The 9,413-nt window shown below is 67.5% G+C and carries 9 protein-coding genes and 1 pseudogene; 4 read left to right on the plus strand and 6 right to left on the minus strand.

Annotation, left to right across the window (positions count from 1 at the left end):
* The coding region (gene tyrS, locus ACH9D2_RS15510; protein ID WP_396363718.1) for a tyrosine--tRNA ligase at positions 1–1,061 on the minus strand (1,061 nt) is incomplete at its 3' end.
* Between the two features lie 128 nt (positions 1,062–1,189).
* Here tyrS and ACH9D2_RS15515 point away from each other — a divergent pair.
* On the plus strand, positions 1,190–2,413 hold the full coding sequence (locus ACH9D2_RS15515) for a Bcr/CflA family efflux MFS transporter (protein WP_396363719.1): 1,224 nt from the start codon (positions 1,190–1,192) through the stop codon (positions 2,411–2,413).
* 38 nt (positions 2,414–2,451) lie between these two features.
* Entirely contained in the window at positions 2,452–3,066 is a 615-nt protein-coding gene (locus ACH9D2_RS15520) for a TetR family transcriptional regulator (RefSeq protein ID WP_396363721.1), read from the plus strand.
* A gap of 98 nt (positions 3,067–3,164) precedes the next feature.
* Here the strand turns inward: ACH9D2_RS15520 and ACH9D2_RS15525 are convergent, their stop codons facing one another.
* On the minus strand, positions 3,165–3,482 hold the full coding sequence (locus tag ACH9D2_RS15525; protein WP_396363726.1) for a hypothetical protein: 318 nt from the start codon (positions 3,480–3,482) through the stop codon (positions 3,165–3,167).
* A gap of 21 nt (positions 3,483–3,503) precedes the next feature.
* Between ACH9D2_RS15525 and ACH9D2_RS15530 the strand changes: the two genes are divergently transcribed.
* Together ACH9D2_RS15530 and ACH9D2_RS15535 are read left to right on the plus strand one after the other, a co-directional pair.
* Positions 3,504–3,665 carry an FAD-dependent oxidoreductase gene (locus ACH9D2_RS15530; protein ID WP_396363727.1) on the plus strand — a complete coding sequence of 54 codons (162 nt, stop codon included), beginning with the start codon at positions 3,504–3,506 and terminating at the stop codon, positions 3,663–3,665.
* Between the two features lie 190 nt (positions 3,666–3,855).
* A pseudogene (locus ACH9D2_RS15535) lies at positions 3,856–4,146 on the plus strand (aldehyde dehydrogenase family protein); the annotation flags it as partial.
* 491 nt (positions 4,147–4,637) lie between these two features.
* Here ACH9D2_RS15535 and ACH9D2_RS15540 read toward each other — a convergent pair.
* The 4 genes from ACH9D2_RS15540 to ACH9D2_RS15555 form a co-directional block, all read right to left on the minus strand.
* Positions 4,638–5,657, minus strand: a complete 1,020-nt coding sequence (locus tag ACH9D2_RS15540; RefSeq protein ID WP_396363722.1) for an AraC-like ligand-binding domain-containing protein — start codon at positions 5,655–5,657, stop codon at positions 4,638–4,640.
* Between the two features lie 14 nt (positions 5,658–5,671).
* Complete coding sequence (locus ACH9D2_RS15545; RefSeq protein WP_396363723.1) at positions 5,672–6,094, minus strand: hypothetical protein; 423 nt, start codon at positions 6,092–6,094, stop codon at positions 5,672–5,674.
* Positions 6,095–6,164: 70 nt separating this feature from the next.
* Positions 6,165–7,733 carry an amino acid permease gene (locus ACH9D2_RS15550; RefSeq protein ID WP_396363724.1) on the minus strand — a complete coding sequence of 523 codons (1,569 nt, stop codon included), beginning with the start codon at positions 7,731–7,733 and terminating at the stop codon, positions 6,165–6,167.
* Positions 7,734–7,736: 3 nt separating this feature from the next.
* On the minus strand, positions 7,737–9,413 hold a 1,677-nt coding region (locus ACH9D2_RS15555), incomplete at its 5' end, for a primary-amine oxidase (RefSeq protein WP_396363725.1).

Consider the following 9,413-nt stretch of genomic DNA (forward strand, 5'->3'; position numbering starts at 1 on the left):
CCGGGCAGCTCCCGGGCGACCGAGTCCAGGGTCTCGGCGTCGAGCTCCGTGAGCTCGCCCCGTCCGAAGACGGCGGCCGAGGCCGCGATCGCCTTCTCGGTCGCCTCCTCCCCGTGCACCAGCGAGTTGACCTCCCAGGCGAGGACCTTCTGGGCCTGTCTCTTGTAGGGCTCCTCCTCGACCGAGCGCGCCAGCTCCTCGATCTCGGCCCGGGTCTTGAACGTGAAGACCTTGAGCCGGTCGACCACGTCCGCGTCGGCCGTGTTGAGCCAGAACTGGTAGAAGGCGTACGGCGAGGTGAGCTCCGGGTCAAGCCACACCGCGTTGCCCTCGGACTTGCCGAACTTCGTGCCGTCCGAGTTGGTGATCAGCGGGGTGCCCACGGCGTGCACGGCCACGCCCTCCACCTTGCGGATCAGGTCGGTCCCGGAGGTCAGGTTCCCCCACTGGTCGGATCCCCCGGTCTGCAGGGTGCACCCGTGGTCGCGGTAGAGGTTCAGGTAGTCCAGTCCCTGCAGGATCTGGTAGCTGAACTCGGTGTAGGAGATGCCCTCCTCCGAGTTCAGCCGCTTGGCCACGATGTCCTTCTTGATCATCGTGCCGACCCGGAAGTGCTTGCCGATGTCGCGGAGGAAGTCGATGGCCGACAGCTGGGAGGTCCAGTCCAGGTTGTTGACCATCACGGCCCGGTTCTCGCCCTCGAAGGAGAGGAAGCGCTCGACCTGGGCGCGCAGCAGGTCCACCCACTGCGCGACCGTCTCCCGGGAGTTCAGGACCCGCTCGGAGCTCTGCCGCGGGTCCCCGATCAGACCGGTGGACCCGCCCACGAGCCCGATCGGGTGGTGGCCGGCGAGCTGGAGCCGGCGCATGAGCAGCAGCTGCACCAGGTGCCCGAGGTGCAGGGACGCCGCGGTGGGGTCGAACCCGCAGTAATAGGTGACCTTCTCCTCCGCGAGCGACCGCTCGAGGGCCGCCTCGTCGGTCGACACGTGCACGAGGCCGCGCCACAGCAGCTCCTGCCACACGTTGGCGAAGGACGGATCGTTGTGCTGGAAATCCATGCTCTTCGTGTCCGGTGTGACCTTCACCGGGGTTGTGCCCCAATGGTGCATCAGTGTCCTCCAAGTCAGCTATAGTCCCTCACGTCCAGCCTAACGAACGTTAGGAAGGTAGACAACGAGGACTTCTCATGTTCAAACAAGCATCACGGCGCACCCAAGGCACCTGGTTCGCTGTTTCTCTGGCCCTGGTCACCGTGCTCGGGCCGGCCGGGACCGACATGTACCTGGCTTCCCTGCCCGACATCGCCGTGGAATTCTCGGCCACCGCGGCCCAGACACACATGTCCCTGACGATGTACCTGATGGCCATGGGCGCGGGGCAGCTGGTCTTCGGCCCCATCACCGACGCCTACGGCCGACGGCGGCCGTTGCTAACCGGGATCGTCTTGTTCCTGCTCGCCTCCGTGGCCTCGTCGTTGAGCGCGGACATCGAGCAGCTGTTGGCCGCCCGTCTGGCACAGGGCCTGGGTGCGGCGCTGGTGCTGGTGGTGGCGCTGAGCGTAGTCCGCGACGTGGCCGAGGGTGATCGTGCCGCCCGGCTGTTCGCGCTGCTGATGACCATCGAGGGCCTGGCCCCGGTGCTCGCCCCCACCGTCGGCGGGTTCGTCGATGTCCATTTCGGCTGGCGTGCGGTGCTACTGGTGCTGGCGGGCCTGAGCCTCGTCGTCCTGATCAATTCGGTTTTCTGCCTGCCCGAGACCCTGACGATGGAGCGCCGTATCCCTCTGCGCCCGGCGACGGTGGTCGCCGCCTACCGTCGCATCGCCGCTGATCGCGCCTTCCTGTTGCCGGCTCTGGCCCTGTCGGCGGTGTTCTTCGCGCTGTTCGCCTATATTGCCGGCGCCCCGTTCGTCTACCAGGGCATCTACGGCCTGGACGCCGGTTCCTTCGGCACGGTCTTCGGCCTCACCGGTCTGGCCGTGATCGTCGGGGCGGCGCTGAGCGCTCGGCTGGTGTCCCGTCACGGTGCCGGGCGACTGGCGCTGACCGGGTCTCTTCTGCTGGCCCTCGGCGGGGCGGTCGCACTGATCGCCGCCGCTGCCGGAGCGGGTCTGGCCGGTGTGGTGGCCGGGATGGCGATCAGCCTGGTCGGGGTGGGCCTGGCCGAAGCCACCCTAATGGCTCTGGTGATGGGCTCCCAGCACACGGCCCTGGGCGCAACCGCTGCCCTGCTGGGTGCTTTCCAGCTGATGATCTCCTCCATCGCCACTCCGCTGGCCGGTGCACAAGCCGAAGCCGGCCCCCTGCCCTGGCTGGTGTTCTTGCTAGTGTCGAGCCTCGTGAGCGCTGGCCTGGTGGCCCTGGCCACCAGAGGTCCGGCAGCAACAGTCACCGAGCTGGGCGGCCACTGAACGCCCTCTGCCCCGGCGACGATCGATCGAAGGACACGATGAGCGACCACTCCCCCTCCGCCCAGCGCATCTGCGCCATCGCTGTGGAGCACTTCGCCGAAGTGGGCTACGACGCCTCGTCTCTGACTCAGATCGCCGCCGGGGCCGGGATGCGCAAACCCTCCCTCTACGCCCACTTCCCTTCTAAGGACGCTTTGTTCCTGGCCGTGCTCACTATCGCCCTCGAGCAGGAAAAGACCTTCGTCGACCAATGCTTTACCGACGAGAAGCCCGACCAGGTACCCGGAGAGTCCTACAGCACGCAGTTGGTGCAGCGATATCGGACGTCGGTGCATCTGCGGTTCTTGCTACGTACCGTGTTCGCCCCGCCCGCAGGAGTGCACGCGATGGTGCACGACGGCTACACCGCGTTCCTGGCACGTCTGGAGACCCTCTTCCGGCAACGGCTCCCCGCTCAAACGCATACGTCAGGAGTCGCGGTGACCGACGAGGAGGAGCTGGCCCAGGCCTACCTCGGCATTGTGGACAGCCTCCACGTTGAACTGGTCTACAGCACCCCTGCCGCCGCCGAACGCCGGCGCCAGGCCCTCTGGGCCATGTTCACCCGCGAGATCACTCATTTGAGGACACCAGAACAACCACTCAATAGGTGAGGCGTCCGCCGATCACTCAACGAGCGATTACTTAGTTTGTTGGGCTCCTACGTCACTCCGTGTTTTTCACTGGCAAGCAGGGCGGCGAGCCTCTTCTCTCAGGGCGCTTGGTTCCTCGTTATGACTCGCATGTGGCGGGTCGCCAGCAAGCGCCCCACCTGATCCAGTGCTACCCGGGTCTGGTCCTCGGTGGTGATGGTGACGCACTGGAACACGAGCCCATCCAGGGTAGCGAACACCGGCCGGGCCACGGCCTCATCCGTCTCGTAGCCGGCAGTGAAGGCGGCCTGCGTGCGCTGGACGTAAGCGGTGTACAGGCGTTCCGTCGCCGGCTTCAGGGCAGGGATGGCTCGGGAGGCCAGGACCATCTCATACTGGAAGGCCTGCCGCTCCGGAGACTCGCGGACCGCATCCAAGACATTGTCGACGATCGCCCCCTGCAGCGTCCCGACGGACGTGTGTTCCTGGCCGGAGCCGATTATGATACCGGCTGGGGCGGATTCATCGACGGCGCCATCGAAAGCGGCCTCACCGCCGCCAGCCGCATCCAGGAACTTCTAACCCAATCTCAACCCGCGGAGGCCCAGCTCACTGCCTGAGCCTGCGCCCATAGACCGCCGGGGTAGGTTCGCGATCGCCGTCCGGCCTGCCCCGGCCCTTCAACTACACATCACCGAGGGCATCTCTACGACTGCCGGAGTAGTCGGAGCCACCCTGGATCACTTCACGGTCCGCGATGTGATTTATTACCCACGAGAAGAAGCACCATGACTGCTGAACTCCTCTAACCTGTCGACCTTCTCGGGCGCGGTCGACCTGCTGGCCGTGATTCAGCCCGCCGAGGACGGGCGCGCCCTGCTCGACCCGGCCACCGGCGAGGTCGCGGTCCGGGCGCCCAAGCACACTGTGGCGGACCTGGAGACGGCCGTGGCCGCCGCCGACGCCATCGAGGCCACCGCCGAGGCATTGGCCGAGCTGCTGAGCCGGGAGCAGGGCAAGCTGCTCAACGGCCCCAACGCCCGCTTCGAGGTCGCCTCCTGCGCGGCCTGGCTGCGGGCCACCGGCACAAGGCGACTCGAGACATTCCCAGGTCGCGGTCAACCTGGGTGGCCGGCTCCCCGCTTTTATCAACCGGACAGCAACCCGGCGTTTGGCCACCGACTCGGTGACCCGCCCCCGCTCGATCTCCAGCTTCACCTGGACCATGGCGGCCATCCCGGTGAAGACCATCGAATCATTGGGGGTATGGGTCTCCGCGTCACGCCCGCCGTGGCTGAGAGTCCACAGCCCCATGTCTCTCCCCCGTGGCTGCTCGGTGAAGGCCGATATGCTCCGAACCAACCGATAATGCCCGCAGAGGAATCCCTACCGCAACATCACTTTCGCGGAGAGTGGCCGACAGCTGGGCCATACGTAAAGCGGAAGAGCCGGAGACGCTCTTGGCCCAGCTGGCCACGGGTTGACCGACAAACGTTCGATCGACTCTATGACGTCTACGGCCGACCCCAACCGGCATTGAATGATGCGAAGCGTCACCCATTGGCCGTGCATCGTACGTTCGGCGCCGCGCCTCAACTGTTCAGGGATCGAGATCGGATTTGGGAAGGCGGTACGCCGTAGGCGGCTCTGAAGACGCGGGAAAAGTGAGCGCCGTCGGTGAATCCCCAGCGCTCAGCGATGCGGGCAATGGATATTCGCGTGTTTGCGGGGTCCTCCAGTGCTCTGCGGCATCGTTCCAGGCGCCGTGTGCGGATCCAGGTGGAAACGGTGGTGCCCTCGTTGTGGAAGATCTGGTGCAGGCGCCGGGTCGACATGAAGTGCGCCTGGGCGATCATGGTGGGGTCGAGTTCAGGATCTGCGAGGTGGGCCTCGATAAAGTCGTGCACACTCGCGCGCAACCTGTCCTGTTCATGGATCGAGGAAGCCACTTGGCCGTCAAGCTCATGGTTGAAGGAGACGGTCAGCAAGTCCAGCGCGGAGTTCCCGATCCGTTGCCCGGTCATGCCGCTCAGCGCCTCCATGCGCCCGGCAACCGAGGCCAGGAAGGAAGACACCATCGCATGGACGGGCTCCTCCGCGCCGACACGCTGGGCCCTGAGCTGAGCCGCAGCGTTAGGCGGCAGATCGAGGGCACTGTGATCGAACATCATAACCAACAGCCGTGAGTCCTCCGGAAACTCGAGCCGGTACGGGGCTGAGGTGTCGTAGAGGGCCATGTCGCCGGCTTCCAGAACCGCGGTGCGCTCCCCCTGCTCGACGATGCCTCGTCCTTCCAGTTGCAGACTGACCTTGAACCGACCGCCCTCTTGTCCGAGCGTCGTAGCCTCCCGCTCTACGACGTGGGGGCCGACCCGCATGTGTGCGATGTCCAGGCTTCCCGTCTTCCGCGCCACCAGGCCGGCCTGGAAGGTGCGGGTGGCACGGGTTGAGCACTTCAGTGGTCCGAAGGACTGAGAGGTGAGCAGGGACCAGTCACGGATCGTTTCCGCGAGAACTGGGATCGCGGGATCAGTGACTGGACTATCCAGCGTCGGAACCATGAAATGCTCTTTCCGTCCTGTTGCGGCGGCGCTGCCGGTGACGCGTGCCACACAATATGGAAAGTTTAGCGCAGGTACTCGGCACTCTTCTCGGGCCGACGGCGCAACTGAGCTGCTGCGAGACCTGCCGCCACCAGCTCGACCGCGATCAGCAGGAACATGGTGCTGTGGTCCGCCCCTCCAGTGGAAGCCGCCGCAGAACCCGTACCGCCTCCTCCGTGGTGCGCATGCAGCGTCCCTGCCCCGGCTGTTGCCATAAGCGGGACCATCAGGACATGGATCAGGGCCATGGCGGCCGCCATGCCCAGGGCCATGCGCACCGGTGCTGAATCATGTCGCCGACGCAGCAGATCCACCACGCAGAATGAGCAGGCCAAAGCCATGGCGGCCATGACCAGCGACCAGCCGGCACCGTGGCCGCCGCCGGCCGCCATCCACCCGTGAGCCACGACGGAGGCGGCGACGCAGGCGACGAGCAGGAGATGCACCAGCTCACCTCGGGTCCGCCCGGCGGACGCGCTTGCGGGAGTGCGCCGCGCAGGGACAGACCGTACAGCTTCAGCGGCGGACATCATTCGCTCCTTGGATCGGGGAAGCCGCCAGGGGAACGTCCTCGCTGGTGCCTCCCGCACCGACCCCGGCAAACACGTCGGGGCGACGACGCCTCAGATACTCCCCCCACACCAGGCCGGCCGCCCCGGTGGCCAGGATGATGCCGGGCATCACGATCACGAGGGGGCTGGGGCCCTCAGCGCCGATAAGGACGTCGAAGTTCACCAGGATGAGCACGAACACTGTGCCCAGTCCCACCGCCGACAGGGCGGGGGCGATCCAGCGCACCCAGGCCGAGTGCCCGCCCGGGTCGCGGTGGAAGTGCCCGAGCACCGCCAGGGAGGTGATGGCCAGGAGGAAGATCAGCCCGAAGGCCCCGGCGTTGGTGAGCCAGGTGAACAGGGTCAGCACCGGGAACAGCGGACCGAGCTCGGAGCCCTGCCCGGCGATTGCGAAGACGGCCACGAGCACCACGGCGAGGGCGCTCTGGGTCAGGGACCCGGCCACCGGGGCGTGGTTGCGCCGCCCCACCGCGCCCAGCCAGGACGGCAACACGCTCTCGCGGCCCAGGGAGAAGAAGTAGCGGGCCACGGCGTTGTGGAAGGCGATGAGTGCGGCCAGCAGGCTGGTGATGAACAGGACCTGGGCGATGTCGGTCAGCAGCACCCCGCCGTGTTCGGCGAGGAAGACGAACACGAGATCGGGTCCGCTTTCCCGGGAGGCCGCGACGATCTGACTGGGGCCCACGCCGACGGCCAAAGCCCACGAGGACAGGGCGTAGAACAGGGCGATGATGGTGACCGCGATGAACGTCGCGCGCGGGACGGAACGGGCGGGGTCCTTGACTTCCTCGCTGTAGATCGCCCCGGACTCGAAGCCCATGAACGCCGCGATCCCGAAGGCCAGCAACGCCCCGATGCCCGGAGCGAAGAACTCGGCGGGCATCAGCGGCTGCGTGCTGATCCCCTCGGGGGCCACCGCGAAGGAGACGACGTTGACCACGATCACCACAAGGAACTCCAGGGCGACCAGGACCGCGATGACCTTCGCGGAAAGATCAACCCGGCTGACGCCGAGCACACCGACCAACACGAGCCCGGCCAGGGCCGCGGCCCACCATGGCACCGTCAGGCCCAGCCGTGCCTCCAGGAAGGAGGACAGGGCGAAGCCGAAGAGCCCGTAGAGGCCGATCTGCATGGCGTTGTAGCTGATCAGCGCCAGCCAGGAGGCGCCGATGCCCTGGCGCCGGCCCAGTCCGTCGGCGATGTAGGCGTAGAAGGCGCCGGCGTTGGTGATCCGGGCGGACATCGCCCCGTAGCCCACGGCGAACACGGCCAGCAGCACCCCGAGCAGGACGTAGCCCAGGGGCACCCCCGTCAGGCCGGCGACGGCGTAGGTCGTCGGAACACCGCCGGCCAGGACGGTCAGGGGTGCTGAGGCCGCGATGATGAGGAAGACCAGGGAGGGAACGGTCAGCGTCCGGCGGTCCAGGCCCCCGCGGGTGTCGAGGTGGCCGCTGGTCGCGGTGGGGCCGGTCACGGGCGCGTCGCCGGACGGGGTGGTGCTGGTGCTCATGGCTCAGTCCTCGCAGTGGCAGTCGTGGGTGGGGTGGTCGCCGGTGCCGGTGATCGCGTGGGCGCTCTCCACGGCGGGGACCGTGTCGGCGTGGCCGACCTCGGTGCCGCAGCAGCGTCCGCCGGCGGTGGACCAGTCCGGCAGGTCCAGCGCGGGGTTGCGGTCCAGGAAGCCGTAGGGCTTGAACCAGAAGCCGTAGTAGTCCACCGGCATGATCGGCCAGTCCTCGGTGCGCGGGATGTGGGTGGGCCCGAAGGTGTGCCACAGCACCACATCCGTGTCGACCAGGTCCCGGTCCTGCTTCACCCAGTCCCCGAGGCCCCCGCCGGCGTGCTGGTTGGGGAAGTCCCCGGCCGGGAACCGCTCCTCGGCGTCGAAGGCGGTGACCCACAGGTGGTGGGTGGCGAACTCGGCCCGCTTCCGGGCCGACGAGCCCTCCGCGGCCAGCAGCCGCGGGCCCGGCATGGGGATCAGGTGGTAGGCGGTGGGCTCGCCCACGTGGTTGCGCCGGTTGGGGTTGGTGACGAACCACTTCCGCCCCGTCTCGGTGTTCGCGTCCCGGACGCCCTCGGACTCGCGGGTCAAGTCGGTGCGCGACCACGTGAAGGCGTTGCCGTACGGGTTGTCCTCGCCCATGGGCAGGGCCACCAGGTTCTCCTCCTGCACCGAGTTCTCCGTGCCGTCGACGGCGACGTCGAGACGGGCGCAGAAGATGTGCTGGTGCACCGGGGCCTGGATGCCGGGGGCGATCTCGGCCGAGTGGCGATTGGGCTGCCCGGGCAGGCAGGCGCCGGCGAAGACGATTCCGGTGGCCTTGGCCTCCACCTGGATGGAGCCGTCGAGGTAGAAGTACCAGAAGAAGCCGTACTCGTAGTTGCCGATCGTGGCGAAGTAGCTGATCACCAGCCGGCGGGAGCGGCGCACCTGCGGGGCCTCCCCGAACTCGGTGTGCTTCCAGAGCACGCCGTAGTCCTCCTCGTGCATGCACACCGCGTGCGGGATCTCCATGGGGTGGCCCTCGTCGTCGGCCACGAACGCGTCGAAGTACTGGATGACCCCGAGGCAGTCGCAGCCCAGCTTCAGCGAGTTGGCGTTCTTGCCGAGCAGGTACTCCCCGGCGTCGAAGTAGCTGATCCAGAAGCGGGTGTTCGTGGTGTCCCCGTAGGGCACGACCATCTCCGGCACGGAGGCCCGGTAGAGCACCGAGCGGTCCTCGGGCTGCTCGCCGGTGTCGTCGCGGAAGGTGACCCGGTTGAGCACCAGGCCCTCCTGGGCGTTGAAGCCGATGCGCAGCTTCCAGTTCTCCCAGGTCACGTGGGTGCCGTCCACCTGGAAGGACGGGCCCTCCGGCTGGACGATGTCGAGGGGCTTGAGGGTGGTGCGGGCCGGGCCCACGAACTCCGGGGTGTAGTTGGCGTCCGCCATGGGCACGGGCACGTCGCCGTCGTCCTCGACCCGGATGACCTCCCCGGCCGTGAGGTCGATGTGCACGACGAGGCCCTCGACGGGGTGGCCCCACGGGTTGTCGCCCTCGAAGCGGCGGTGGAAGGTCAGGGAGCGGATGACCCGCTTGCCGGTCTCGTCCTCCCGCGGGAAGAAGCCCGGCGCCAGCGGGGCCACGAAGCTGTGCGTGGTGTCCTCGATCCCCCGGCGGGCCATGGCCTCCTGCCAGCGCGGGTC

It is taken from the genome of Kocuria rhizosphaericola, from assembly GCF_044462205.1.
Taxonomy (GTDB): Bacteria; Actinomycetota; Actinomycetes; order Actinomycetales; family Micrococcaceae; genus Kocuria; species Kocuria rhizosphaericola.

Coding starts and splice junctions, on each gene's coding strand:
- ACH9D2_RS15515 (WP_396363719.1), top strand. CDS start 1,190: ATGTTCAAACAAGCATCACGGCGCACCCAAGGCACCTGGTTCGCTGTT.
- ACH9D2_RS15520 (WP_396363721.1), top strand. CDS start 2,452: ATGAGCGACCACTCCCCCTCCGCCCAGCGCATCTGCGCCATCGCTGTG.
- ACH9D2_RS15550 (WP_396363724.1), bottom strand. CDS start 7,733: ATGAGCACCAGCACCACCCCGTCCGGCGACGCGCCCGTGACCGGCCCC.